The organism is Hymenobacter latericoloratus, assembly GCF_014199535.1.
In the GTDB taxonomy this organism is placed as follows: domain Bacteria; phylum Bacteroidota; class Bacteroidia; order Cytophagales; family Hymenobacteraceae; genus Hymenobacter; species Hymenobacter latericoloratus.
This window is the reverse complement of sequence record NZ_JACHNV010000001.1, coordinates 1,195,078-1,220,826: the sequence shown is the minus strand read 5'-3', so window position 1 is coordinate 1,220,826 and position 25,749 is coordinate 1,195,078. Positions and strand designations below refer to the sequence as shown.

Here is a 25,749-nt window from a genome sequence, read left to right as displayed (position 1 = left end):
GTTGGACAAAATTCGGACAACGCCCGTGACGCAGCCAGGTCGTTTTTTAGGCCAATACGGGACGCTTCAGAGCTCTTTTGCTCTTTTATTGTCGCATATTTGTCCCATAAGTGTGTCTTATGGAATCAACTGCGCTACGCCTCCCCGATAACCCCATCCTCAACAATCCTTATCAGGAACCCGCCCAGCACTACGCTACCGACTTACAAGGCAACCTCGACTACGGTACCATTGAGAAAGGCCGACGGCTATTTGTACCTGAGGTGCAGGTAGTGCCCGGCAAGCACCAGGGCCAGAAGGAAGTGTTTGCCTTCAACGAGGCCGCCGCGGCCTACGGCACTCACCTCATCAACCTGATTCGCAAGGAGGTAGGCCAGTGGCGCGCTGCCGGCTACCCCGATACTACTCGCGTAACCCGTGAGCTACTGGCCTACTGGTTTCCCGACTCCGATTCGCCCAAGAAAAAGCTGTTTTTCGCTCAGCGCGAAGCCGTGGAAACCGCCGTGTGGCTGAACGAAGTAGCCGCCCGCTCCAATGCCGGCACCCACGTCCTCAATCAGCTACGCCTGGGCCAGCAAACGGCATCCAGCCAGCCCACCGACCAGCTGCCACGCGTTGCCTTCAAGATGGCGACGGGTACCGGCAAAACGGTGGTCATGGCTGGCCTTATCCTGTACCACTACCTCAACCGCCGCCAGTACCGGCAGGACGTGCGCTTTGCCGACTACTTTCTGCTGGTAGCCCCGGGCATCACCATCCGCGACCGGCTGGGCGTGCTGCGCGTGGATACCACCGGCACCTACCACACGGCCAAGGACTACTACCACGAGCGGCAGCTGGTACCGCCCGCCTACGAAGACTGGCTGCCGGCCCTGAACGACCGGCTGGTCATCGTCAACTACCACCAGTTTGAGCCGCGCACCCTGCAGGGCAACAAGCGCGGTGTCTTCGACGGCAAGATTGGGGTCGACGGCAAGAAGCAGGAAGAATACGAGGACTACGCCCAGGTTTTCCGGCGCTTGCTCGGCAACTTTCGGCCGGGCGGCCGCCTGCTGGTGCTCAACGACGAAGCCCACCACTGCTACCTTCCGCAAGCCGCACCCGGCAAAAAGAAAAAAACCGCCGAGGGCGAAGAAGCTGGTGCCGAGGAAAATGCCCGCGCCGCCGTGTGGTTTAGCGGCCTGCGTGAGCTAAGTCACCGTTTCCAGCTCGCGGCCGTGTACGACTTGTCGGCCACGCCCTACTACCTCACAGGCTCGGGCTACCGGCCCTATACCCTGTTTCCGTGGATTGTGACGGATTTTGGGCTGGTAGAAGCTATTGAAAGCGGGCTGGTGAAAATTCCCTATCTGCCCGAAAAGGACGATACCCAGGCCCTGGACATGCCGGTGCTGCGCAACCTCTACGAGCACGTCAAGGACAAGCTACCCAAGATAGGTAAGGCCACCGAGCGCCGCGAAAAGGGCGCAGCATACACAGAAAAGCGCCCTGACCTGCCCCAGGAAGTAGTCATTGCCCTCGACCAGCTGGTGGCCCACTACGAGGAGTTTGACCGCAACGTGCGCACCCGCACCGAGCAACGGGCCGACTTGTTCACGGCCCCGCCGGTGCTGATTGTGGTCTGCAACAACACCAGCGTGTCCAAGGAAGTGTACAAGCACATTGCCGGCTACGAGTACCCCGACCCCAAGCACGGGCACACGGTAGTGCAGGGCCACCACGACATTTTCTCGAACTACCACGCCACCGGCCAGGCCAAGCACCGCCCGCCTACCCTCCTCATCGACTCCGACGCCCTGGAAAACAGCGGGCAGATTGACGAGGAGTTCCGGCGTGTGTTTCAGGACGAAATCCGGCAGTTCCGGCAGGAGTACCGCCGCCTCTACCCCGCCCGCTCCGCCGACGACCTCACCGACGCCGACCTGCTGCGGGAGGTGGTTAACACGGTGGGCCGGCCCGGCAAGCTGGGCGCCCACGTGCGCTGCGTGGTGAGCGTGAGCATGCTTACCGAAGGTTGGGACGCCAACACCGTCACCCACATTCTGGGGTTGCGGGCCTTCGGCTCGCAACTGCTGTGCGAACAGGTAGCGGGCCGCGCCCTGCGCCGCCGCTCCTACGAGCTGCAGGGCTACGATGCCAAGGGCCAGCCCACTACCAGCCGGGCCCGGGACGTGACCTACAAGTTTCCGCCCGAATATGCCCGCATCATCGGTATTCCCTTCAAAGCCTTTCGGCGCGGGCCGGGCGGCGGCAGCGGCCCCGCCCCCGGACCCGACCTGACGGTGATTCGGGCGGTGCCGGAACGGCAGCCGCTGGAAATCATCTTCCCTAACCTGACCGGCTACCGCGAGGAAATTCCGGCCGGGGAGCTGCGCCCTGATTTCGCGGCGGCCGGCAAGTTCGAGCTAGACTACTCGAAGATTCCGACGCATACGGTGCTGGGCACGGCCTTCTCCGACCAGACCGAGGAAATCACGCTCAAAAGCCAGGACGAGCTGCGCGACCATGAGGTATTCTACGACCTGGCCAGCAAGGTGATTCGCTACCACTTCACCGACCTCGACGGGCAGCCATTGCTGCACTACTTCGCGCCGGTGCGCCAGTTGGTGGAGCAGTGGTACCACCAGTGCCTGACGCTGGTGCACCAAACCGACCCGGCCTTTAAGCGGCTGGTGGTCCGCTGGGACGCCCGCCAGGTGGCAGCCCACATCAACCAAGCCATTGTGGTGGGACAGCCGGCCACGGAGCGCCGTATCCGGCCCGTGCCCAGCTACTACAACCCGCGCGGCAGCACCCGCTACGTGCAGGGCCAGACCTCCAGGCCGGTCTTTGAAACCACGAAAAGCCACGTCAATTATGTGGTGGCCGACACCCAAAGCTGGGAGCAGATCTGCGCCAAGGTGCTCGAAGACTTGCCCCAGGTGCTGTGCTATGTCAAGAATGCTTTTCTCGACTTCCGCATTCCCTACCTGCGCGACGGGCGCGAGGCCGACTACGTGCCCGATTTTCTGGCCCGCGTGCGCACCCAGACGGGCCAGGTGGTCAACCTCATCATCGAGGTGACGGGCATGAACAAGGACAAGCAGGCCAAGAAGCTTTACACCGAGCACTACTGGCTGCCCGCCGTGAACGAGCACCTCGCCGCCCTGGGCCTACCCGCCGACGAGCCCTGGGCTTTCGTGGAAATCAGCGAGGACGAGAAGTATTTCCGCAACCAGCTGGTGGCCAAGATTGAAGCCCTCTGATTTTTATCTCTATGCCTGATAAAGCTACTGCCGCCTACCACCACCGCGACCAGCGGCCCCTTATCCCGTCGGAAGCCGAGGCTGGCGCCGAGCAAATCAATCCCAAAGTTCAACACCACGCTACCAAAGTGCTCGACAAAGACCCCATCATCCACCGCGGCCAGGATCCGCACCTGAACTGGCTGGGCAAGTACGACTACGACGACCCCGAGCAGCGCCCCGACTACCTCCGCCTCGACATCCGCTCCCTGTACCGCCACGAGCATGTGCGCCCCGAGGCCCTCATGCAGCGCCTCTACCGCCAGCGCCAGGCCGGCGCGCCCCAACTCGACCTGTTTGGCCCCAGCTACCAGGACGTGGACGAGTTGGACAAGCCCCTGAGCTACTACCAGCACCACTCCGACTGGGAAAACCGCCTCATCCTGGGCGATTCGCTGGCCGTCATGACCTCCCTGCTCGAACGGGAAGGCCTTAACGGCCAAGTGCAAATGGTGTACCTCGACCCGCCCTACGGCATCAAATACGGCTCGAACTGGCAAATCAAGCTCAATAACCGCACCGTGCAGGACGGTAAGGACGAGCACCTGTCCTCCGAACCCGAGCAAATCAAAGCCTTCCGCGACACCTGGGAGCTGGGCATCCACTCCTACCTCAGCTACCTACGCAACCGCCTGCTGGTGGCCCGCGAGCTACTCACCGAATCCGGCTCCTGCTTCGTGCAGATTTCCGACGAGAACGTGCATTTGGTAAGGAACCTGATGGATGAGGTGTTTGGTGCAGGAAATTTCGTAGCTCAGATTTCGTACAAAACTACCACTAGCACGGGAGAGCAATTACTTGAAAGCGTTGCCGATTATATTATTTGGTATGCTAGAGCGAAAACAAGCCTAAAATACCGTCAACTCTATAACCTCAAGGTAGTAGGTGGTGAGGGCGGAACAGCTTATGGCAAAGTTGAATTGGTAGATGGGACTAAGCGCAGTCTTACAGCTGAAGAAAGAGCAGATATTGGCCGTTTACCTTTGGGCGCTCAGATTTATCGCATAGATAACCTAACCAGCCAACGAGGTGCATCGGGAACTGATTTAAGAGAATTTCATCTTTGGAATAAAGTTTTCACACCAGGAAAGGGCACTTTCAAAACCGACGAAAAAGGCCTTAGGAATCTAGCTGCTAAAAATCGCCTTGAGGCAGTAGGTACTAATTTGTATTATCGTCGCTACTTCAACGATTTTCCGGTTTTTCCTATTTCTAATATTTGGAATGACACCAGCATAGCAGGTTTCGCTTCGGATAAAAAATATATTGTCGAAACTTCAGCGAAGGTTATCCAACGGTGCATGCTCATGTGCACCGACCCCGGCGACCTGGTGCTTGACCCGACCTGCGGCAGCGGCACCACAGCGTACGTGGCTGAGCAGTGGGGCCGGCGCTGGATTACTATTGACACCTCGCGCATTGCCCTCAACATTGCTAAAACACGGTTGATGACTGCGGCTTTCCCCTACTACAAGCTTTACGACGAAAGCGGGCAGGATTTGCGCCAGGGTTTCATCTACAAGGAAGTTCCGCACATCACCCTGAAAAGCCTGGCCAACGACGAGCCGCCGGCCACCGAAAAGCTCTACGACCAGCCCGAGGAAGACAAGAAGCGTCTGCGCGTGGCGGGCCCTTTCACCGTCGAAACGCTGCAGAGCCTCAATCCGGTAGCGCCGGAGGAGGTAACGGCCGCGGCGGCTGCGCCGGAGGAGTTGGAAAGTCAGCAGCAGTTTGAGCAGCGGGTGTTTGCCGGCCTCACCTCGGCCGGCATTCGCAACGGGGCCAAAAATGAGCACGCCGTGTTCCTGCGCGTGGAGCAGCGCGCCTCGCCCTCCCTGCCGGCCGAGGGCTACTGGCGCGACGCCGGTGGGCACGAGCGGAAGGCCTATTTCCTGCTGGGTCCGCGCTTCGGTACGGTTAGTAAGAGCCAAGTGAACGAAGCCGTGCGCGAGTGCCGCCAACTGGGCGACGCCGACTGGCTGGTGCTGCTGGGCTTCGCCTTCGATGATAGCATTGAAAACCGGGAGCAAACCTTCTCGGCCGGCACGTTCCAAGTCACGCGGGTGCGCATCGGCGAGGATTTGCTGCAGGAAGGATTGCTGAAAAAGGACAAGAAAGCGGCTTCCTTCGTCACCATTGGCGAGCCGGAAATTGCCGTAGTGCCCGCCGAAACGCCCGGCGAAGTGTGCGTGGAGGTGCGTGGCCTCGACATCTGGGACCCCATTCACAACCGCCTGGCCGCCCGCTCGGTGGAGGACATTGCCTACTGGATGCTCGACGACGACTACGACGGCTCCAACTTTCTGGTGCGGCAGGTATTTTTCTGCGGCGGAGAGAAAACCGAGTTTCGCAAGTGGCGACAGAAGCTGGATAATCAGGCCAGTGCTACGGCTAAAAAACGCGCCGAAGCCGCCTTGCGCGTAGAATTGGACGAAGATGCGTGGGCACGCCTGTACGGCTTCCGCTCTCATCCTATCCCGCAACAGAAAGGCCGCCGGGTGGCGGTGCGCGTTATCAGCCAATTTGGCGAAGAAAGCACCCGGGTACTACCGTTATAGCCTTTCCGCCATTTCCTCGTAACACTACCAACAGCCCCCGCCGCTTCAGTGCTACCCTGAAATGGCGGGGGCTGTTGGTACTAACGAATGTAGGTTCGGGTCCGTGGGCGGCATTCTGTCAAGACCACTGGCACTGGTGGAGAGCCGCAAAAGGGCCGCCTGCCCGCCAAACCGGAGTGCGAATCGTGAGCAAAAGACTCTCATACCGAGTGCGGTCGAAGCATCTTTACAGTTTCGTTGCAATGTTCTACGTTAGCCAGAGAGCCCAATGTGGCATGGCGTTCTACGTAGAATAGAGAACCAACCGGCCGCAGACTCAGGGTAGCCGACGAGGGTAGCGCTCAGACATTAGCCCATAGGCGCCGGAGTAACTACAGACTAACGCCCGGGTTATTTCTCTCCTGCCTCTTCTCCCGTGTACTGCTCAAACCGCACCCGGCCAAAGTCGCGGGTGGTTTTGACATGCGTTTCTACTTTCTCGGGGTCGGCGGCGTGGAAACTGTCGCCGCCTTCGCGGTGGAGGTACCAGTGGTGGTCAGCGGGGTTGTACTTGAACGTAACGATGTGGGTCCAGCGCCAGGCGCTGCCGCCGTAGTGCTCCACCGAGAAATAGCCATTCTTGATGGTCAGGCCCTGGTAGGGGTCGCCCATCATGCCACCGCAACCACTGCACATAGCGGCATTGTCGTTGCGGGCGGCAAGGGTGTACTGGCCCTGCACGTTGGAGGTCAGTACCAGCAGGGGCCGGCGAGCCTCGCTGCCGAAAGCAGTCGAATCGGTCTGCACACTGTCCAGCACCAGCAGCTTATCGGGGTAGGCGTCGCGGTTCAGGTCGCCGGTTTCCATGTCGAGCAAGCGGTAGCCAGCCGGTACAAATTGTCGCACCAAAGCCGCTGAATCGGGGCCCACGGGAGTTGATGGAGGCTTGGCCGAGGTAGAGGGGGTAGCAGCCGGGGCTGCTGCAGGCGCTTGCGTTACGGCCGACTCGGGCTTTGATTGGCAGCCTAGCACTGATACAGCCAGTGCCACGCTCAGGGCACAAATTGGGAAGGACGAAATGCGGTTCACGGATGAGCAATAAACCCGCTGAAAGCCGGGCGCTTCTTAAGAAGAATTGAATACAAGTGGCCTACAGCCGCTCCCGCACTTGGGTCAGGATGCGTTCCATTTCGTTGCGCACAGGAGCGTCGTCGCCGGGAATATTGTTATTGAAAAAGCTGAAAGCCAGCAGCCGGCCCGATTTCGTCCGGATGTACCCTACCAGGTTGTGGTTGTTGGTGAGCGTGCCGGTTTTACCCCACAGCCAGGGGTTGCCCGCCACCGGGCGGTAGCGCCGCCGCAGCGTCCCCTGCCCGCCCCCGGTTGCCAGCAGGCTGAGCAGGCGCGGCTCCTCCACCTCCTGATGTAGGCGCACCAGCAGGGCCGTGAGGGTACGGGGCGTAGTCAGGTTCAGGCGCGAAAGACCGGAGCCATCTACCCAGATAGCACGGTCGGGCAGGCTGCGCAGATAGTTGGCCTGCATGGCTTTTATCACCCGGGCAGCACTAAGCGAATCCGGGCTCAGGGTGGAGGCGCACAGCAGCAGCAGCTGCTCGGCCAGGAAATTGTCGCTCACCCGAATCATGCGCCGGTACAGCGAATCAACGGGCAGCCCGCGCAGGGTGTACACCGCATCCTGGGGCCGCAGCCGAAACGGCGCCTGCACTACCGGCCGGCGCAGGGTATCCTGCAGCAGCTGCAGCAGCAAGGCCGGACTGGTGCGGAAAGGCGTTTCATCAACCCAATTTTTGGTGCTCGGAAACACCGTGAAGCGGTTTTCCAGCTGGGCGCGGCGCACGTGGTCGTCGGCAAGGTTGGGAGTGCCAGCCGGTGCCGCCTCCGTCAGTGGGCGGAAAAAGCGCGGGTACACGCGGGGCAGGGGCTGCCCGGCTTTGGCGTAGAAGCGTACCGTGTGCCCGTACACCGGAAACGCGCCGCGCTCGGGCTGAAAGTAATAGTTGTAGTCGTCCCAGCTCCAGCCGGGCCCGAAGGCCGTACCGGTAGGCACTTCGGCGTACACCAGCTTTTCGGGGCGGCTCTGCAGGAACGCCAGCGCCCGCCGGGAGGGTACGTCGCCGTGGAGCAGGGTAGGGTCGCCGGTGCCCCAGAACAGGAGGGTATCGGGGCGCAGTACGTAGCGCAGGGCGGGCAGCGAATCGGGCAGCATCCGCAGGCCGGCGTACAGGCTGAACAGCTTCATGGTGCTGGCCGGGGTGAAGTACCGGTCTTCATGCTGCCCGAATAGCTGCTGGCCGGTGGTGGCATCGGTGAGGCACACGCCCACATGGTGCCGCCCCAGCACCGCCGACTCGTGCAACAGTTGCTCCAGCCAAGGCAGGTTGGGGGCAGGCACGGGGGTAGCAACAGGCAGCGTTTGGGCCGCAACAGCGCCAGCCGACAGGCACAAGAGCATCAACACGGCACGTTGCAGAAAGCAAAAGAACGACATCAGGGCAGCAGCAATAGGCAAAACGCCCGCAACTTGGGCAAAACCACGATGGTTTTCAACCGTCTCTCCTTTTGAGAAGCGTAGATGAGAACGGAAAACCCTGTCATCCTGAGCGGAGCGAAGGACCTTTACCGGGAGTGATTAATAGTAGAAGTTCTTCGCTCCGCTCAGGATGACAGCTGATTTTCACCGAAACGAAAAGCGTTTTCTTCAGTAACTGTCCACATACTACCCTCGCTGATCTTATCCTCTCTCCGGCCCTACCCCCTGGCTGTTTTCCTAAATCGCCGCCACCCTTTTCAGCGCCTGTGCCCCCGAACGTCATAATTTCATAGCGGCAGCACGATCAGCAAAGGCAACCTGCTCACTCCCTGTCAGTATGAGATGGTATATCTGTCACGAACTACCGGCTGGTTATGTCTGTCACCAACGAACTACTCAACACCGTTCTGCGCCACGCCGGCCAGGAGGTTTCGCGCAAAGAGTTTCTAAGCCTCGCGGGTCGGGGCCTCGCCGTAGGGGTAGCGGCCGGTGCCCTGGCCAGCTGCCAGGACAAAGCCAGCTCGGCTGCGGCGGCCACCACGCCCACTACCGGCACGCCCGCCTCGGAGGTAGATGGCTCGACGATTTACACCGCGCCCGACGGCCAGAAAATTCCTTCTTCCGAAGCGGTATCGCCCCCGGCCAAAGTACCCACTGACCTCAGCAAGCCCATTGAGCTGGAAGCGTGGAAGTCGGATGTGGACCCCCAATCGGGCCCGGTGCCTACCCCCCTGCCCCCGGACAAACGGGTGGGCTACGCCCTGGTGGGCCTGGGCCACCTAACGCTGGAAGAACTGTTGCCGGCCTTCGGGGAGTGCAAAAAATCGAAGCCCGTGGCCCTGGTCAGCGGCTCGCCGGAAAAGCTTAAGAAAGTAGCCCAGCAGTATGGCATCAAGCCCGAAAGCTGCTACAGCTACCAGGACTACGACAAGCTCAAGGATAACCCCGAGGTGCAGGTGATTTACATTGTGCTGCCCAACTCCATGCACGCCGAGTACACCATTCGGGGGGCCCAGGCCGGCAAGCACATTCTCTGCGAGAAGCCCATGGCCAACTCCGCCCAGGAGTGCGAGGCCATGATTGCCGCCTGCAAAAAGGCCAACAAAAAGCTGATGGTAGCTTACCGCATTCAGTACGAGCCCTACAACCGGCAGGTAAAGGAGATGGTGCGGGGCAACAAGTTCGGCAAGCCCAAGTACATCGAAGCCCAGAACAGCCAAAGCTCCGCCAACCCCGACCACTGGCGCCACAAAAAGGATTTGGCCGGCGGCGGCGCCCTCCCCGATATTGGCCTGTACTGCCTGAACACCAGCCGCTTCGTGCTGGGCACCGAGCCCACCGAGGTATTTGCCTATTCCTACAGCACGCCGGGCAACCCGTTGTTCAAGGAAATTGAGGAAGCCATGTCGTGGCAGATGCGCTTCCCGGACGGCGTTATCGTCAACTGCATTACCCACTACAATACCCACGACTCCCGCTTTTACCGCGTGAACACCGAGCGGGGCTGGATTCACGTGGACAATGCCTACGCCTACACCGGCCAGCAGCTGCAAACCTCCCACGCTGAGGGGCTGGCCAAGATGAAAAACCAGATAGTTCTAAGCGAGAAAAATCAGTTTGCGGCCGAAATGGACCATTTCTCGGAGTGCGTACTAGAAGATAAGCCGCCGCACACTCCCGGCGAGGAGGGCCTGCAGGATCACCGCATCATGGAGGCCATTTATCAGTCGGCCCGCGAAGGCCGCCCGGTGAAGCTGACCGAAGTGAAAGGCACCGATGCTTTTCGTGGCCCGGAGCCTAAAGAGGCGTAAAAGCAGTTTCAACCCAGCACACAAAAGCGCAATGGCTTCCCCGGAATAAAGCTATTCTGAGGAGGCCATTGCGCTTTTGTGTGCTGGCCGGACTTAAAATTCGGCTGCTATCAACTCATTATTGAGGAAAGCGCCGGACTTAAAATTCGGCTGCTATCAACTCATTATTGAGGAAAGCGCCGGCCTTGGAACCGTTGGCAGCGGCTTGTATCATTTGGCGCATGGGCGAGCTGTTGTCGCCGGCCGCCGACACACCCGGCACGGAGGTTTGTCCGAACTCGTTTACCCGGATAAGTCCCTGCTCAGTCAGCTCGCAGCCAAGCTGCTGAACCAGATTGCCCGACAGTACGAAGGGCACCCGGGCGTACAGAGCTGTAAGCGCCAGGCGTTTTCCCCCATCTAAGTGGAGATGGTGCAGTTGCCCTTTCTCATGCTCAATTTCAACCAACGGTGCTTCTACAATCTGAATGCCGTGGGCTACCAATTGCTCGGTTTGTGCCGCCGATAGCGTGGATGGACCATTGGTTAGCAGGTGCAGGTTAGGCGTCCAGTGGTGGATGAGGCGGGCAAACTCGAAGCCCATGTCCCCATTGCCGAGCACTCCTATCTGCTCCCCGCGCACTTCGTAGCCGTGGCAGTAAGGGCAGTGCAAGACCGATATTCCCCAGCATTCGGCCAAACCCGGAATAGGTGGCAGCTGGTCCTGAAGGCCAGTAGCCAGCAGCAAACGCTTGCCCTGAAACAGGGTTCCTTCAGCGGTAGTCACCTGAAACAGCCCATCCTCCTGGCCGGCTTTTATTACCGTATGCGCCAGCACCTGCACCGTTGGATAAGCTTGCAGCTGCGCCCGCCCCAGAGCCAACAGCTGAGTTGGCGTCTCACCGTCGCGGGTGAAAAAATTATGCGAATGGGGCGTCTGGCGGTTACAGGGCTGGCCGCCATCCAGCACTACTACCCTCCGGAGGGCACGTCCTAACGATAGGGCCGCGCTCAGCCCCGCCGTGCTACCCCCAATAATGAGTACGTCCGCAACAAGGTTGTTTTCCATGGGTACCGGAGTGATAAGGGAAAGAATAAAACGGATGCGAATATATGAAACATTGTTGCGTTTATAAAGAAGAAACAGGAAGATGATGGGTTTAGCCACGCGCGTAGCACAAAGTTTCGTGGGCGCCCCCGGATATATCCGCTAACTTTGTTTCCCGTTATGCCAGACCGAACCTCCACTTCCGCGGCTGCCACTACGGCCAAGTTCATTTTCGTAACGGGCGGCGTTACGTCCTCACTGGGTAAAGGCATCATCTCGGCCTCCCTAGCCAAGCTGCTGCAAGCTCGCGGCTTCCGGGTCACTATCCAGAAGTTCGACCCTTACATCAACATTGACCCCGGCACGCTCAACCCGTATGAGCACGGCGAGTGTTATGTAACCGACGACGGCGCCGAAACCGACCTCGACCTGGGTCACTACGAGCGTTTCCTGAACGTACCGACCTCCCAGGCCAACAACGTCACCACTGGCCGCATCTACGACCACGTTATCCGGCAGGAGCGTGAAGGCGCCTACCTCGGCAAAACCGTGCAAGTGGTGCCCCACATCACCGACGAGATTAAGCGTCGCATGCTGCTGCTGGGCCAAACCGGCGACTTCGACGTGGTCATTACCGAAATCGGGGGCTCGATTGGCGATATTGAGTCGCTGCCCTTCGTGGAGTCGGTGCGCCAGCTGCGCTGGGAGCTGCCCGAAAATAGCTCGCTAGTAATCCACCTCACCCTCCTACCCTACCTCAAGGCGGCGGGCGAGCTGAAAACCAAGCCTACCCAGCACTCGGTGCGCGACCTGCGCAGCGCCGGCCTCCAGCCCGATATCTTGGTGTGCCGCTCCGAGCACCCGATTCCGGCCGAAATGCGCCGCAAAATTGCGCTGTTCTGCAACGTGAACATCAACTCGGTTATCGAGAGCCTCGACGCCGACAGCATTTACTCGGTGCCCCTGCTCATGCTCAAAGAGCACCTCGACGAGCGGGTTATCAAGAAGCTGAAGCTGCCGGGCGGCGCCCCTCAGCCTGATCTGGAAGCCTGGAAAGACTTCTTGGGCCGCCTGAAAAACCCCACCGAGGAAGTGACCATTGCGCTGGTGGGTAAGTATGTGGAGCTGCCCGACGCCTACAAGTCCATCAACGAGGCCTTTGTGCACGCCGGCGCTCAGAACGAGTGCAAAGTGACGGTGCGCAGCATCCAGTCGGACCACATCAACTCCGATAACGTGGCTCAGCTGCTGCACGGCGTAGACGGCGTGCTGGTAGCGCCGGGCTTCGGCGAGCGGGGCTTTGAAGGCAAGATCCTGGCGGTGAAGCACGTTCGGGAAAACAACATCCCCTTCTTCGGCATTTGCCTGGGCATGCAGGTGGCGGTGGTAGAGTTTGCCCGCCACGTGCTGGGGCTGAAAGAAGCTTCGTCCACGGAGATGAACGCCCAGACGCCCGACCCCGTCATTGCCATGATGGAGGAGCAGAAAAGCATCACCCAAAAGGGCGGCACCATGCGCCTGGGGGCCTATGATTGTGAGCTGCGCAAGGGCTCGAAAGCGGCCAAAGCCTACGGCCGTAACCACATCAGTGAGCGGCACCGCCACCGCTACGAGTTCAACAACGAGTACCTGAAGCGCTACGAGGAAGCGGGTATGCTGGCCTCGGGCCTCAACCCTGAAACCGGCCTGGTGGAAGTCGTAGAAATTCCGAACCACCCGTGGTTTGTGGCCGGCCAGTTCCACCCCGAACTGAAAAGCACGGTTCAGAACCCTCACCCCTTGTTCGTGCGCTTCGTGCGCGCCGCCATCCAGAACCGTAAGGGGTAGGAGAGGTGAAGAGGTGAAGAGGTGAAGAGGTGACAGGTGAACGGTCTGGCGGCAGACTTCTGGCCGCCGGCCAGGCGTCTGCCCGCCGATAAATGGGGCAAGTCTCCTGACTTGCGGCCGCCGCAGGCGGCCACCTCGCGTTTGCGCCGTTCGGCCAATTTTGGCACTTAACGCAACGTTCAATTAAGAGGAAGTTCGTGCTGTCAATCCAGCATGGGCTTCCTTTTTAGCTTTATAATGAGCGGGGTTACTCAGGGGAGCTGCGCGGATGAACCAAACGCGAGGTGGCCGCCTGCGGCGGCCGCAAGTCGGGAGACTTGCCCCATTTATCGGCGGGCAGAGGCCCGGCCGGCGGCCAGAAGTCTGCCGCCAGACCGTTCACCTGTCACCTCTTCACCATTTACCCCATCACCCCATTTCTACCTGACAAAAGCGCCGCTGCGAAAAATATTCGCCTGACAAGTCCGACCTTTGCGGCAGCGGCGCCGGTTTTTGCTGGTGGCGCACCATCTCACTTCCTTTATTCGCCTTCATTAGTACCTGAATGGACCGAAATTCAGCAATAGGCATCTTTCTGATGGCCGCCTTGCTCCTGCTTTACCTGCAGTTTGCCCCCAAGCCGAAACCGGAGCCGGCACCTCAGCCTGCCAAAACCACTGCGGCCGCCCCCGGCACTCCCCCCGCGGCGCCGGACTCGGCGGTTCTGGCCCAGCAGTTGGGCGCGTTTGCAGGAGCCGCGCAAGGCACCGCCCAGACTACCCAGCTGCAGAACGAAAACCTTACCATCACCTTCTCTTCGAAGGGGGGCCGGGTGGAAGCCGTGCGCCTGAACAAGTACAAGACCTTCCGTGGGCAGCCCCTGGATTTGCTCGATGCCCAGAGTGCCCAGCTGGATACCCGCTTCCGCACTACCGATGGCCGCCAGATCAAGCTCTCCGACCTGTACTTCCGCCCCGAGCCCCAGGGTAGCAACGCCCTGCGTTTTGTGGCCGACGTAGCCGGTGGCCAGATTGAGCAGCTCTACACCCTGCCCGCTGGCAGCTTCGAGCTGAGCTACAATCTGCGTTTCAATGGCCTGAATAACGCCCTGGCCCAGGAACCCCTGACCTTCACCTTCCTCGACCGGGTGCGCCAGACGGAGAAGATGGCCAAGCAGAACCGCAACCACACCACCATCAACCACTACCTCGTTTCCGGCGACCATACGGCCCTGGCCGAGGCCTCGGAGAACCCCGAGGAAATCAAGGTGGCCGAGCCACTGAAGTGGGCGGCGCACAAGCACGACTTCTTCGTGGCCGGCATCATTGCTGATAAGGAGTTCAGCACCGGTCAGTTCAACTCTACCGTTGACCTGAATGACACGACCTTCATTAAAACGCTGACCTCAACGCTGACCATTCCGGCCGCCGACGTGCAGCAGGGTAAAGCCAACTTCCGCTTCTACTTCGGGCCCAACGCCTTCAACATTCTGAAGGAGGTAACTCCGGGCTTCGACCGGAACGTGTACCTGGGCTGGGGCTTGTTCCGCTGGGTAAACCAGTTCGTGATTCTGCCCGTGTTCCACGTACTGGAGAAATTTGTCAGCTCCTACGGTATCATCATCGCCCTGCTGGTAGTGCTGATTAAGCTGGTAACCTGGCCCCTGACCTACAAAACGTACGAGTCGCAGGCGCGCATGAAGGTGCTCAAGCCCGAGCTGGACGCCATCAAGGAAAAGTACCCCGATGACGCCATGAAGCAGCAGCAGGAGCAGATGAAGCTGTATCAGACCATGGGCGTATCGCCGCTGAGCGGCTGCGTGCCCACGCTGCTCACCATCCCGATTCTGTTCGCTATGTTCCAGTTCTTCCCCAATGCCATTGAGCTGCGGCAGGAGCACTTCCTGTGGGCGAATGACCTGAGCACCTACGACGACCTGATCAAGTTGCCCTTCACCGTGCCCTTCCTCGGCAATCACATCAGCCTGTTTACGCTGCTGATGACGATTTCGACGCTGGCCATGACCTACCAGAGCAACCAGGCGAACCCCACGGCCATGCAGGGCCCGATGAAGTTCTACAGCTACCTGATGCCGCTGATTTTCTTCTTCGTGCTGAATGACTTCGCCGCCGGCCTAACCTGGTACTACCTCGTTTCCAACCTCGTAACCCTGGGCCAGCAGGCCCTCACCCGCCGCTTCGTCGACGACACCAAGGTGCGTGCCAAGCTGGAAGCCAACAAGGTGAAGAACAAGGACAAGAAGCCCTCCGGCTTCAGTGCCCGCCTGGCCGATGCCATGAAAGCCGCCCAGGAAAAAGAAGCCCAGGCCCGCCAGGGTGGCCGCCCCGCCGCTGATGACACCGACGATACGGATGCTGAACCCGGCACCGGCGCCTCGGATATCTCGCCCAAGCGCCCGCGCAAAACGCGCCGCTCGTAATTCGTAGCCTCCCCCTACCCCTCCAACGCCCCGCAACCTCTGGCTGCGGGGCGTTATTGTTTTACCGGATATCCGCGCCGCCTACCCGGTCCGGTCCGACGGGCGGAGCCCGTCCAACCGGTTGGTTTCGTGCTGACGCCCGCATCCCAAAGGATTCAGGTTGGTGCCGAGGGTAGGCCCCCTTCGTTCTTTCGGCACGGATGGCGCAGGCGTCAACCGGTCTGACGCCTCCGGCGTCGGATCGGAATCGGAGGCGGCTAGTTTTTCCGCACCCGCTCCAGCACTAGCTGGTTCATGGGGTTGGGCGTGAGGCCTTGCACGTTGTTCTGGGTCAGGCGCACTACCTCATCGTAATACACTGCTACTACCGGGCACTCTTCTACCACAATACGGTCCATCTGCTGGTAGAGGGCGTAGCGCCGGGCGGCGTCCTGCTCCAGCTTGGCTTGTTCGTAGAGCCGGTCGTAGGCGGGGCTTTTGAAGTGGGTTTTGTTGGGACCGACCGGGGCGAAGTTCGGGCTGTAGAACAGGGCCAGGTAGTTTTCCGCGTCGGGGTAGTCGCCCAGCCAGCTGCGGGTGAAGAAGGCAGCCCGGCCGTTATCAATCAGCTCCCCGTGGGCCGCGCCCTGGTTCACGTCGATTTCCACCTGCACGCCTACTTCGGCCCACTTTTTCTGGTAGTACTCGCAGAACTCTTTGGTTTCGGCTACCGTGCTCAGCCGTAGCCGCAGCGGCTTGCCGGGGCCGTAGCCTGCGGCCCGCAGCAGCTGCCGGGCCTTGTCAGGCTGGTAGGTGTAGCCAGGCACCTTCTGTTGGTCGAAGGAGGGTAGGGAAGCGGGTACGAAGCCGGAGCTGCCGGGCTTGCCTACATTATTCAGGAAGTAAGCCAGAAACTCAGGCTTGTTGAGGGCATAGTTCAGGGCCTGGCGCACACGCTTGTCCTGGAGGGCGCGGCCGGTTTCGGCGTTGTCGCCGCGCAGGTTCTTCAGGTCCTGCTGCATGCCCAGATACTCCGTATTGAGGTAGGGCACTTTCTGCAGCCGAAACTTGCCCCGGAAGTCCTCCCGCACCGTGCCGTCGGGGTACATAATCAGGTCGCGGGAGCCCGAGCGGATGCCGCTGAGGAAATCCAGCTTGCCTTGCATAAACGTCAGGAACTCGGTTTTGCGGTCCTGAATAAAGCTGATCTGCACGGCATCCAGGTAAGGCAGGCGCTGGCCCTGGGCGTCCTTCTTCCAGTAGCCGGGGTTGCGGTGGTAGATAATGGCGTTGCCTTCGTCCCACTCCTTGAACAGAAACGGGCCCGTGCCCACCGGGTGCTCCCGGAAGTCTTTGCCGTATTTCTGCACTGCCTCGCGCGGCACCACGTAGGCGTAGGGCATGGTCAGGATGCCCAGAAACGGAATAAACGGCTCCTTCAGGTGAATGCGCAGGGTAGAGTCGTTGACCGCCACAAAGCACGTATCCGAGGGTTCCCCGTCGGCCTGCTCCAGCACTTTGCCCCGAAAAATCCAGCCACCGGGGCTGGCCGTAGCTCCGTCCAGCAAGCGCCGGAAGCTGTACACGAAATCCTGGGCCGTTACGCGCCTACCCCTGCCGCTCGGAAAAACCTCCGAATCGTGAAAGAACACGTCGGGCCGGAGCGTGAAGGTGTAGCGGCGGCCGTCGGGACTGATGTTGTAGCGGTGCGCCAGGGAGGGGCCGGGCTTGAGGCTGTCGTCGAGTTCTACCAGCCCGTTGTAGAGCTGGGTCACGGCCCAGGTGTTGGCCTGGTTGCGGGCAAACGCCGGGTCGAGAGAGGTCAGGCTTTCGGGCTGGTTGTAGCGAAACACCCGGCGCGCATCGGTGGTAGTAGTCGGTTCGGAACAGCCCGTGAGCAGGCCGGTCAAAAGCAAAGCAAAACCGGCAACACGGCGCGAAAACGAAAGCATGGGAACGGCGAAACAGTGTATATTTGCAAAGGTATCCCACATCCGGGGTTTGCAGCTACTGCGCTGCTCAACTACCCTTTCCTTATGAACCTGACCTACTACGGCCACGCCTGCTTCCTGCTGGAAGCCGGTGGCAGCAAAGTGCTCTTCGACCCCTTCATCCGCCACAACCCCCTGGCTCAGGATGTTGATGTAGATAAAATCGAGGCGGATTTCATTCTGCTCAGCCACGGCCACGGCGACCATGTCGGCGACGTAGAAGAAATCGGGCAGCGCACGGGCGCTGAGCTGGTGGGTATGGTAGAAGTACTGGGCTGGTTTGGGCAGAAAGGCCTGAAAGCCACCTACGCCATGAACCTGGGCGGTACTGTGAAGCTGCCCTTCGGCTCGGTGAAGATGGTAGCCGCGGCGCACTCCAGCTCCATGCCCGATGGCTCGTACGGTGGGCTGGCGGCTGGCTTCGTTATCGAAACGGAAGGCAAAACCTTCTATTTCGCCGGCGACACGGCCCTGACCTACGACATGAAAATCATCGGCGAGCAACACCGGCTCGACTTTGCCATCCTACCCATCGGGGGGCACTATACCATGGGCGTGGCCGATGCCCTGATTGCCGCCGACTGGACGGGCGCTGCCAAGGTGATTGGGATGCACTACGACACCTTCCCTCCCCTCGTCATCAACCACGACGAAGCCAAAAACCAGGCCCAGCAAGCCGGCAAAGAGCTGGTGCTGCTAACCATTGGCGAAACGATTACCTTATGAGTTACCAGTTGTCAGTTGCCAGTTGCCGGTTTACTAGCTTAAACTGCAGCTTGCACCCACTGACAACCGGCAACTGACAACTCACAACAAACGAAAATGGGCAAAATCATTGCGGTAGCCAACCAAAAGGGCGGGGTAGGCAAAACCACCTCCTCGATTAACCTCGCGGCCTCCTTGGCGGCGCTGGAGTATCGGACCCTGCTCGTGGATGCCGACCCCCAGGCCAACGCTACCTCCGGCGTGGGCTTCGACCCGAAGGATATTCAGACCAGCATTTACGAGTGCATGGTGGACGGTATCAACGTGCAGGACATCATCCTGCAAACTACCCTCCTGCCCCACCTCGACCTGATTCCTTCCCACATCGACCTAGTAGGGGCCGAGGTGGAGATGATCAACCTGCCTAACCGGGAGGAGAAGATGAAGGAGGCCCTGCGCCCCCTCGCCGATCAGTACGACTTCATCATTATCGACTGCTCGCCTTCCCTGGGCTTGATTACGGTGAATGCCCTGACCGCCGCGCACTCAGTTATTGTGCCGGTGCAGTGCGAGTACTTCGCTCTGGAAGGCCTGGGCAAGCTGCTCAACACCATCAAAATCATTCAGAGCCGCTTGAACGAGGAGCTGGAAATCGAAGGCATCTTGCTGACGATGTACGACGTGCGTTTGCGCCTCTCCAACCAGGTAGTGGAAGAAGTAAAGCTGCATTTCCAGCAGTTGGTGTTCGATACCATCATTCCGCGCAACGTGAAGCTGTCGGAGTCGCCGAGCTTTGGCATTCCCGTTATCCTGCACGACGCCGAAAGCAAGGGCAGCATCAGCTACCTCAACCTGGCTCGCGAAATCGTGGAAAAGAACGTGCTAGCCGCCGACCCCGAGCAGGAACAAACGGCCGAGGATACGGCAGCCTAGAAATAATAGCGCGGCAATAATTCGTTTGCCGCAGCACCCTGAAAGTCGGCCAGTAACTTAAGTTGCTGGCCGACTTTGTTTTTGCCTGCATGTTCCACAATTTTTTTTCGGCGTGGAACAAAATCTCCCGGCATCCCGGGCGTTTGTGTATTTTTGAATTCCGCTTTCGTCCCGTGCTATTGGGCGAGGGTTGATTGTAGGTATGTCAGAGAAAAACGAAGAGAAGAATACGCCGGCCGCCGCTCCTGCCGCCGCCAAGCGCAAAATCGGCGGTCTGGGCCGGGGTCTGAACGCGCTGATTGAAGGCAGCTACGAAAAGAAAAGCGAGCGGCTGGGCCTGGTTCCGCACCCGGTGAACTCCGTGGGCCTGATTGCCGTGAGCCAGATCGAGGCCAATCCCTATCAGCCCCGCACTCACTTCGACCAGGCGGCTCTGCAGGAACTAGCCGAAAGCATCAAGCTCCAGGGCATCATTCAGCCCGTCACGCTGCGCCAGACCGGTACCAACTCTTACCAGCTCATCAGCGGGGAGCGACGCTTGCAGGCCTCGAAATTGGCGGGCCTCGATGCCATTCCGGCTTACATCCGGAAGGCCGACGACCAGCAGATGCTGGAAATGGCCCTCATCGAGAACATCCAGCGCGAAAACCTCAACGCCATCGAAATTGCCCTTAGCTACCAGCGGCTGGTGAGCGAGTGCAATTTGAAGCAGGAGGAACTCGGCGACCGGGTGGGCAAAAATCGCTCGACGGTCACGAATTACCTGCGCCTGCTCAAGCTCCCCCCCGACATTCAGATTGGCCTGCGCGACAACGTTATCAGCATGGGTCATGCCCGGGCCCTGGTAAACGTGGAAGACACTGAGCAGCAGCTGGGCCTGTTCCGCCGTATCGTTGATGAAGACCTCTCGGTGCGGCGTGTAGAGCAGCTGGTGCGCAGCGGTGCCGGTGCTACCCCCGAAACCGAGAAAAAGCCTACCCAACCTGCTCCGCCCGTAGTGCCCCCCGCCGAGCTAAAGCGGGCGGAGCGCCACCTCTCCGAGCGCTTTGGCAGCCGGGTAATGGTGAAGCCCGGCCCTCAGGGACGCGGCGAAATCAAGATTGCCTTCGACTCGGTGGAGGATATGCAGCGCATCCTGCACATTCTGCAGCCGGCTTAACCCATTGAAAAGGCGAAACTCAGGTTTCGCCTTTCCTTTCGCTTTTTACGCCCGGATCAGGCCCTATAGCTTTCCTATTACCGCTCGCTCCGCTGCTGGCACCGGTAGCCACGGGCAGCAGGCAACACCACGGCACTTTACGGGCTATAAATTCCGGACGCAATAACCGCCGCCCACTTACGTAACCCCGGCGTGAGTGAAAACCTGGCGCTTCGTTTCCCATCCACTCTCCTGACCACCCGAAGTGCGGCGCCAGCCCCGGGTATGCCGATCGGGTTTCACTTCCCTCTCCCTACTTCGTCCCAACTCTTGCCATGAACTTTCGGCGCTTTCTTCAGGTGATGGGTGCGGTACTTTTCTGGCTTGCGGGCAGCGGACCTCTGCATGCCCAAACCGTAACAGTAGGCCCCGACTCGGCGCGCGTGACGACCCAGGCAGCCCCCGACTCTTCTCGGCGGACTGAGCGCCTGCTGGGTATGCGCGTCACCCGGCCCCAGAAAGCCGCGCTGCTGGCCCTGGTTTTGCCCGGTGCCGGCCAGATCTACAACCGCCGGTACTGGAAGCTGCCGTTGGTGTACGGGGCCGTGGGGGGCACCGGGTACGGGCTCTATTTCTACCAAAAAGCTTTCCGGGAGTACCGCGAAGGCAAGGAAGAATACGCCCGGCTCCTGCGGGACAACCCCAATGCCACCCTCTCGCAGTTAAGCGGCCCCCGGGTAAAGCTGGAAACCAGCGCGGCCAACCTGCAGTCGGGCTTGGTGCAGTACCGCCGCTACCGCGACACGTTTATTGCCTATACGGCGCTGGCCTACGGCATTACCATCCTGGACGCGCTGGTGGATGCCCACCTCCGCGACTTTGACATCAGCGACGACCTGGGCCTGCGCCTTGATCCGGCCCTGTTGCCTACCTCCTCGCCGGTGCCCGGAACCGGGCTGGCCCTCACCTTTTACGTAAAATAGAGTACTGGTGGTAGGCCATTGCATGAGCACAAGCCGCCGCCTGTTTGGGTACTCTCTCATTTAGAACACTTTTCAATGAAGCTCCTGCTGATTGGCTACGGCAAAATGGGCCGGGCCATCGAAGCCCAGGCTATTGCCCGCGGCCACCAGATTGTCGGCATCGTGGACCCCACCCGGCCCGATGTGCACATTTCCGATTTTGTGCCCGCTCAGGTTGATGCGGCCATTGAGTTTACCCACCCCGATGCAGCCTTCCAGAACGTGGCGGCCTGCCTGAAGCAGGGCATTCCGGTAGTGTGCGGCTCTACGGGCTGGCTCCACCATTTTCCCGAGGCCCAGGCCCTGAGCCAGCAAACCGGCACACCGCTGTTTTACGCCTCCAACTATAGCGTGGGCGTTAACCTGTTTTTCCACTTCAACGAGTACGTAGCCGCCAAAATGCACCAGTTTGGTGGCTACAACGTGCAGGTACGCGAAATCCACCATACGCAGAAGGTGGATCAGCCCAGCGGTACGGCCCTCACTACGGCCGAAGGCATTCTGCGCCACTTCCCGGCCAAAACCACCTGGCGCAACGAGGCCACCGAGGCTGCCCACGAGCTGGCCATTCTGTCGGAGCGTGAAGGCACGGTGGTGGGCACCCACATCGTTACGTACTCCTCCCCCGCCGACAGCATTGAGCTGAAGCATGAAGCCCACACCCGCGAAGGCTTCGTGCAGGGTGCCCTGCTGGCCGCCGAGTGGCTGCCCGGCCGCCAGGGCGTTTTCGGCATGAAGGATTTGCTGGGCCTGTAAGAGGTGAAATAGTGAGGTGGTGAGGTGGCTGTTCAATCCGAGCCAATGCGCCACCGTAACAGCTAACTCACCATTTCACCACCTCACTATTTCACCTCTTCCCGCATTATTTCGCATCTTCCGGCGTTCAATCCGGAAAGGGGCCGGCGCGTGCCGGCTGTTCGTTTTTCTGGCCTCTGATTTATTATGGCAGTACAGTCCTGGGAGAAATATCTCGAGAAAAATAAGCCGGCGCCCGCGCCTCCCGTTGGCCCGCCCAAGAAGCGCAAAAGCGTAGTACGAGAGTGGGGCGATGCCATTCTGTTTGCGGTGGTAGCAGCCACGCTCATTCGCTGGGCTACGTTCGAGGCCTACACCATCCCTACCCCCTCCATGGAGCACTCCTTGCTGGTAGGCGACTACCTGTTCGTCAGCAAGCTTCACTACGGGCCCCGCACCCCCCAAACTCCCCTGCAGGTACCCCTGACGCACCAGACTATCTGGGGTACCAGCCTGAAAAGCTACTCCGATCTGATCCAGCTGCCCAGCTACCGGCTACCTGGCTTTTCGGAAATCAAGAACAACGATGTTGTGGTGTTTAATGTGCCCTTCGAGGCCCGGCACCCCGCCGACCTGCGCACCAACTACATCAAGCGCTGCATTGGTATTGCCGGCGACGTGCTGGAGATTAAGCAGGGCCAGGTGTTCATCAATGGCAAGCCGGCCAAGAATTACCCGGAAATGCAAAGCAGCTACTTTCTGCAGGTGCCTCAGCCTGATGATGCCCTGCTGGAAGACTTCAAGCGCTTTGGGATAGTGGAGTACAACACCCAGGACGGGGTGCCTTTTTACGGGGAACGGCCGGGCCTGGGGCGGGGCTTTGATGTGCACATGACCCAGGCTGCCCACGACTATTTCCGCAAGCTGCCCACCGTGAAAGGCATTGTTAGCCTGCAAACGCCCGTGGGGCAGCCCGAACCCGGCCAGCCGGTATTCCCCAACCACCCCGATTACCTGCCCAGTGAGCCGGGCTACCCCCAGACCCAGCCCTTGGCCAACCCGCCCTTCCCCGCCTGGAACAAGGATAATTACGGCCCGATCCAAATTCCAAAAGAAGGGCAAACTGTACAGCTTACGCCCCAGAACTCACCGCTTTACCAGAAAATTATTCTGCGCTACGAGAAGAACGAGGGCGTGAGTGTGGACGCTACCACCGGCCAGATTCTGCAAAACGGGCAGCCGCTGAAAAGCTACACCTTCAAGCAGAATTACTACTTCATGATGGGCGACAACCGCCACAACTCCCTCGACTCGCGCTTCTGGGGCTTCGTGCCCGAAGACCACGTAGTGGGCAAGGCCGTGCTCATCTGGCTGTCGGTGGACCCGCACGCTTCCTTCGCCAACAAAATCCGCTGGAACCGCTTATTTAACCTCGTAGACTAAAATCACGGGTTAAGACGGACCCATTGAATTACACGGGTTTTAACAACAAGTGCCAGCAACAAAAACGCCTTTGCCGCGCGGCAAAGGCGTTTTTGTTGCTGGCACTTGTTGAATGCTTGGGTGGTACTTTAGTCAACTTCGACAGAGTCCCTGCAATCCGGTGAATCCGTGATTTACCAGTTGATGGGGGATTGGCCGTGCTGCTGGAGGTAGGCGTTCGTTTGGCTAAAGGGACGGGAGCCGAAAAAGCCCCGGTCGGCGGCGTAGGGAGAGGGGTGGGCCGCTTTGAGAACCAAATGCTTGCGCGTATCGATTATTTCGCCTTTTTTTTGTGCGGAAGCGCCCCAAAGAATGAAGACGACGTTTTTCTTTACATCCGAAATCTGCTGAATCACGGCATCGGTAAACTGCTCCCAGCCTTTTTTCTGGTGGCTGGCCGGCTCCCCGGCGCGCACAGTGAGCGTGGCGTTTAGCAGCAGCACGCCCTGCTGGGCCCACCGGTCGAGGTTGCCGTTGGGGGCGGGGGGCGTGCCCGGCAGGTCGCTCTGCAGTTCCTTGAAGATATTCTGTAGGGAAGGCGGCGTCCGGACTCCTTCGGCCACCGAGAAACTCAGGCCGTGGGCCTGCCCCTTGCCGTGGTAGGGGTCCTGACCCAGAATCACTACTTTGACCTCGTCGAAGGGGCAGGCCTCGAAAGCGTGGAAAATCTGGGGGCCGGGCGGATAGACGGTAGCCGTGGCGTACTCACCCTTCACAAACGCAATCAGATGCTGAAAATACGGCTTTTCAAACTCGGCAGCTAGCACCTTGCGCCAGCTTTCTTCTATCTTTACAGACATACGGGAAAGGATTATTTTTTCGGTTGAGTGGGCCTAAGCACGCTCCGGCTACGTAGATAAACCAAATTCCGCATACGGCTGTTAGCTTTTTTTCTACTCGGACCCCAGGCGCTATGAATACCATTTCCACCCAGGGCGTAACCGTTAGCGTTACTACCAACTATCTGCCCGACTACTCAAGTCCGGGTCAGGAGCACTACGTTTTTGCTTACAAAATTGATATCCGCAACAACAGCGAGTACACTGTGAAGCTGTTGCGCCGCCACTGGTACATTTATGACGCCAACGGCGTGGTACGAGAAGTGGAAGGCGAGGGCGTGGTGGGCCAGCAGCCTGTGCTGGAGCCCGGCGAGTCGCATCAGTACGTATCAGGGTGCAACCTCAAGTCAGGACTGGGCAAGATGCGCGGCACTTACCAGATGGAGCGCCTCATGGACGGCAGCGAGTTTACGGTGGAGATTCCCGAATTTACCCTTGTGGTCCCGTACCGGCTCAATTAACTATACTTGAAGCTACAAAGCTGGGCCGCGCCGGATGCATCCGGCGCGGCTTTTTTGTGCGATAGAGGCAGCTTGGCAACTTCCGTGCGCCGTATCTTCGCCACTCCCTTCCTCTGTATCCTACTCACTGCACTGGCCTTCCTGCCTTCTACCGTTGCTTTTTCAAATTCTCAGCTACCTCCGCTTCCTGGCCCGGTCCGGTAACGCGCACGGACTGCATTCGCCGTTCGTGTTCAGCCTCTACGCTCACGTTATTAACCACACCGGCCATTTCCGGGCTTACGACGCTATTGAAGCCCGTCGGCAGGAGCTGCTCGCCGCCCCGACTCGTATTGAAGTCACGGATTTTGGGGCCGGTTCCCGCACCCGGGCCGGGCACACCCGCCGCCTCCGCGACATTGCCCGCACCGCCGCCAAGCCGCCCCGGCTGGCCCAGCTGCTCTTTCGGCTGGTGAACCACTTCCGGCCCCGGACCGTGGTGGAGCTGGGTACCTCGCTGGGCCTTACTACCGCCTACCTTAGCGCCGCCGACTCGCGGGCGCGGGTCCTTACCTTTGAAGGCTGCCCGCAGACGGCGGCCGTCGCGCGCGAAACCTTTTCACGGCTGGGTCTGGCGAAGGTAGAGCTGGTGACGGGCAACCTCGACGATACGCTGGCCCCTACCCTCGCCGCCCTTACCCAGCCGGTGGATTTTGCCTTTTTCGACGGCAACCACCGCCTGGAGCCTACGCTGCGCTACTTTGAGCTACTGACTCAGCACCGCACCGAGCACAGCGTTTTCGTGCTGGACGACATTCACTGGTCGGCGGAAATGGAGCAGGCCTGGGCCACCGTACAGCGCCACCCCGACGTAACGCTGACCATTGACTTGTTCTATATCGGGCTGGTTTTCTTTCGGCGGAATCAGCCCAAACAGCATTTTACGCTGCGCTTCGATTACTTGCTGGACAAGGTTTTGGAGCGCACCCGTCGGCTTTCTTCCTGACATGAAGCTGAACAGCAACGGTT

18 protein-coding genes are annotated in these 25,749 nt (G+C 59.8%); 13 read left to right on the top strand and 5 right to left on the bottom strand.

The features are described 5' to 3' along the window. Positions 1 to 119: 119 nt before the first annotated feature. Together GGU46_RS05270 and GGU46_RS05265 are read left to right on the top strand one after the other, a co-directional pair. Positions 120 to 3,245, top strand: a complete 3,126-nt coding sequence (locus tag GGU46_RS05270; RefSeq protein WP_183402471.1) for a BPTD_3080 family restriction endonuclease — start codon at positions 120 to 122, stop codon at positions 3,243 to 3,245. Positions 3,246 to 3,256: 11 nt separating this feature from the next. Further along, the gene (locus GGU46_RS05265; RefSeq protein ID WP_183402470.1) at positions 3,257 to 5,842 is read left to right on the top strand and encodes a site-specific DNA-methyltransferase; all 2,586 of its coding nucleotides are present in this window, start codon (positions 3,257 to 3,259) and stop codon (positions 5,840 to 5,842) included. 390 nt (positions 5,843 to 6,232) lie between these two features. On the opposite strand, the gene GGU46_RS05260 is transcribed toward GGU46_RS05265, so the two are convergent. Together GGU46_RS05260 and GGU46_RS05255 are read right to left on the bottom strand one after the other, a co-directional pair. Then, a complete protein-coding gene (locus GGU46_RS05260; RefSeq protein ID WP_183402469.1) occupies positions 6,233 to 6,910 on the bottom strand; it encodes a hypothetical protein in 678 nt (225 codons plus the stop codon). A gap of 61 nt (positions 6,911 to 6,971) precedes the next feature. Continuing rightward, a complete protein-coding gene (locus GGU46_RS05255; protein WP_183402468.1) occupies positions 6,972 to 8,351 on the bottom strand; it encodes a D-alanyl-D-alanine carboxypeptidase/D-alanyl-D-alanine-endopeptidase in 1,380 nt (459 codons plus the stop codon). Positions 8,352 to 8,746: 395 nt separating this feature from the next. On the opposite strand from GGU46_RS05255, the gene GGU46_RS05250 reads away from it, so the two are divergent. Further along, the gene (locus GGU46_RS05250; protein WP_183402467.1) at positions 8,747 to 10,183 is read left to right on the top strand and encodes a Gfo/Idh/MocA family protein; all 1,437 of its coding nucleotides are present in this window, start codon (positions 8,747 to 8,749) and stop codon (positions 10,181 to 10,183) included. A gap of 139 nt (positions 10,184 to 10,322) precedes the next feature. On the opposite strand, the gene GGU46_RS05245 is transcribed toward GGU46_RS05250, so the two are convergent. Further along, positions 10,323 to 11,231, bottom strand: a complete 909-nt coding sequence (locus GGU46_RS05245; RefSeq protein WP_183402466.1) for an NAD(P)/FAD-dependent oxidoreductase — start codon at positions 11,229 to 11,231, stop codon at positions 10,323 to 10,325. Positions 11,232 to 11,390: 159 nt separating this feature from the next. Between GGU46_RS05245 and GGU46_RS05240 the strand changes: the two genes are divergently transcribed. Beyond that, complete coding sequence (locus GGU46_RS05240) at positions 11,391 to 13,037, top strand: CTP synthase (RefSeq protein WP_183402465.1); 1,647 nt, start codon at positions 11,391 to 11,393, stop codon at positions 13,035 to 13,037. Positions 13,038 to 13,581: 544 nt separating this feature from the next. Beyond that, on the top strand, positions 13,582 to 15,456 hold the full coding sequence (yidC, locus tag GGU46_RS05235) for a membrane protein insertase YidC (protein ID WP_183402464.1): 1,875 nt from the start codon (positions 13,582 to 13,584) through the stop codon (positions 15,454 to 15,456). Positions 15,457 to 15,713: 257 nt separating this feature from the next. Here yidC and GGU46_RS05230 read toward each other — a convergent pair whose 3' ends face one another. After that, positions 15,714 to 17,351, bottom strand: a complete 1,638-nt coding sequence (locus tag GGU46_RS05230; protein ID WP_246398594.1) for an ABC transporter substrate-binding protein — start codon at positions 17,349 to 17,351, stop codon at positions 15,714 to 15,716. A 120-nt stretch (positions 17,352 to 17,471) separates the two neighbouring features. On the opposite strand from GGU46_RS05230, the gene GGU46_RS05225 reads away from it, so the two are divergent. The 6 genes from GGU46_RS05225 to lepB all read left to right on the top strand — a co-directional run bounded on the left by GGU46_RS05225 (position 17,472) and on the right by lepB (position 23,402). Further along, positions 17,472 to 18,152, top strand: coding sequence for a metal-dependent hydrolase (locus GGU46_RS05225; protein WP_183402462.1), 681 nt, complete (start codon positions 17,472 to 17,474; stop codon positions 18,150 to 18,152). Positions 18,153 to 18,248: 96 nt separating this feature from the next. After that, positions 18,249 to 19,064, top strand: a complete 816-nt coding sequence (locus tag GGU46_RS05220; RefSeq protein WP_183402461.1) for a ParA family protein — start codon at positions 18,249 to 18,251, stop codon at positions 19,062 to 19,064. A 202-nt stretch (positions 19,065 to 19,266) separates the two neighbouring features. Then, positions 19,267 to 20,223 (top strand): ParB/RepB/Spo0J family partition protein, encoded by a 957-nt coding sequence (locus tag GGU46_RS05215; protein ID WP_183402460.1) that lies wholly within the window; start codon positions 19,267 to 19,269, stop codon positions 20,221 to 20,223. Between the two features lie 314 nt (positions 20,224 to 20,537). Further along, positions 20,538 to 21,185: a DUF5683 domain-containing protein gene (locus tag GGU46_RS05210; protein ID WP_183402459.1), complete on the top strand. Its 648-nt coding sequence runs from the start codon at positions 20,538 to 20,540 to the stop codon at positions 21,183 to 21,185. 75 nt (positions 21,186 to 21,260) lie between these two features. Continuing rightward, a complete protein-coding gene (dapB, locus tag GGU46_RS05205) occupies positions 21,261 to 21,980 on the top strand; it encodes a 4-hydroxy-tetrahydrodipicolinate reductase (RefSeq protein WP_183402458.1) in 720 nt (239 codons plus the stop codon). A 186-nt stretch (positions 21,981 to 22,166) separates the two neighbouring features. Then, the gene (gene lepB, locus GGU46_RS05200) at positions 22,167 to 23,402 is read left to right on the top strand and encodes a signal peptidase I (RefSeq protein ID WP_183402457.1); all 1,236 of its coding nucleotides are present in this window, start codon (positions 22,167 to 22,169) and stop codon (positions 23,400 to 23,402) included. Between the two features lie 173 nt (positions 23,403 to 23,575). Here the strand turns inward: lepB and GGU46_RS05195 are convergent, their stop codons facing one another. Next, positions 23,576 to 24,241 carry a uracil-DNA glycosylase gene (locus tag GGU46_RS05195; RefSeq protein ID WP_183402456.1) on the bottom strand — a complete coding sequence of 222 codons (666 nt, stop codon included), beginning with the start codon at positions 24,239 to 24,241 and terminating at the stop codon, positions 23,576 to 23,578. Between the two features lie 113 nt (positions 24,242 to 24,354). Between GGU46_RS05195 and apaG the strand changes: the two genes are divergently transcribed. Both apaG and GGU46_RS05185 read left to right on the top strand, forming a co-directional pair. Next, positions 24,355 to 24,741 carry a Co2+/Mg2+ efflux protein ApaG gene (gene apaG / locus GGU46_RS05190; protein ID WP_110977156.1) on the top strand — a complete coding sequence of 129 codons (387 nt, stop codon included), beginning with the start codon at positions 24,355 to 24,357 and terminating at the stop codon, positions 24,739 to 24,741. A gap of 154 nt (positions 24,742 to 24,895) precedes the next feature. Then, a complete protein-coding gene (locus GGU46_RS05185) occupies positions 24,896 to 25,726 on the top strand; it encodes an O-methyltransferase (RefSeq protein ID WP_246398597.1) in 831 nt (276 codons plus the stop codon). Positions 25,727 to 25,749 lie beyond the last annotated feature (23 nt).

Bases quoted from the DNA above. Each gene is read 5' to 3' on its own strand.
- GGU46_RS05270 (WP_183402471.1), top strand. From the start codon at position 120: ATGGAATCAACTGCGCTACGCCTCCCCGATAACCCCATCCTCAACAAT.
- GGU46_RS05265 (WP_183402470.1), top strand. From the start codon at position 3,257: ATGCCTGATAAAGCTACTGCCGCCTACCACCACCGCGACCAGCGGCCC.
- GGU46_RS05250 (WP_183402467.1), top strand. From the start codon at position 8,747: ATGTCTGTCACCAACGAACTACTCAACACCGTTCTGCGCCACGCCGGC.
- GGU46_RS05245 (WP_183402466.1), bottom strand. From the start codon at position 11,231: ATGGAAAACAACCTTGTTGCGGACGTACTCATTATTGGGGGTAGCACG.
- GGU46_RS05240 (WP_183402465.1), top strand. From the start codon at position 11,391: ATGCCAGACCGAACCTCCACTTCCGCGGCTGCCACTACGGCCAAGTTC.
- yidC (WP_183402464.1), top strand. From the start codon at position 13,582: ATGGACCGAAATTCAGCAATAGGCATCTTTCTGATGGCCGCCTTGCTC.
- GGU46_RS05225 (WP_183402462.1), top strand. From the start codon at position 17,472: ATGAACCTGACCTACTACGGCCACGCCTGCTTCCTGCTGGAAGCCGGT.
- GGU46_RS05220 (WP_183402461.1), top strand. From the start codon at position 18,249: ATGGGCAAAATCATTGCGGTAGCCAACCAAAAGGGCGGGGTAGGCAAA.
- GGU46_RS05215 (WP_183402460.1), top strand. From the start codon at position 19,267: ATGTCAGAGAAAAACGAAGAGAAGAATACGCCGGCCGCCGCTCCTGCC.
- GGU46_RS05210 (WP_183402459.1), top strand. From the start codon at position 20,538: ATGAACTTTCGGCGCTTTCTTCAGGTGATGGGTGCGGTACTTTTCTGG.
- dapB (WP_183402458.1), top strand. From the start codon at position 21,261: ATGAAGCTCCTGCTGATTGGCTACGGCAAAATGGGCCGGGCCATCGAA.
- lepB (WP_183402457.1), top strand. From the start codon at position 22,167: ATGGCAGTACAGTCCTGGGAGAAATATCTCGAGAAAAATAAGCCGGCG.
- GGU46_RS05195 (WP_183402456.1), bottom strand. From the start codon at position 24,241: ATGTCTGTAAAGATAGAAGAAAGCTGGCGCAAGGTGCTAGCTGCCGAG.
- apaG (WP_110977156.1), top strand. From the start codon at position 24,355: ATGAATACCATTTCCACCCAGGGCGTAACCGTTAGCGTTACTACCAAC.